Annotated in this window: 1 protein-coding gene; it reads right to left on the bottom strand. The window is 52.4% G+C overall.

The window, feature by feature from the left end; all coding sequences use genetic code 11:
• The coding region (locus QN347_RS20020; RefSeq protein ID WP_323494432.1) for an ATPase, T2SS/T4P/T4SS family at positions 1 to 269 on the bottom strand (269 nt) is incomplete at both ends.

Here is a 269-nt window from a genome sequence, read left to right as displayed (position 1 = left end):
CTTGGTAACTATTATTCGCATGCAAGGTTGCCAACACCAGATGCCCTGATTGGGCGTAGGCGATGGCGGCCATCATGGTCTCGAGATCGCGGATTTCACCGATGAGTATGCAGTCTGGCGCTTGGCGCAGCGAATTTTTCAGTGCTGTTTTCAAACTCTCGGAATCGCTGCCGATTTCGCGTTGATTAACAATTGATTTCTTGCTGCGGAACAGGTACTCGATCGGGTCTTCCAGCGTCAAGATATGGCCGGTGCGCACCTCGTTGCGA

Origin of the sequence: Sphingomonas sp. 10B4 (assembly GCF_035019905.1) — a bacterium.
GTDB classification, from domain to species: domain Bacteria; phylum Pseudomonadota; class Alphaproteobacteria; order Sphingomonadales; family Sphingomonadaceae; genus Sphingomonas; species Sphingomonas glacialis.
This window is presented reverse-complemented; position numbering and strand designations above follow the sequence as displayed.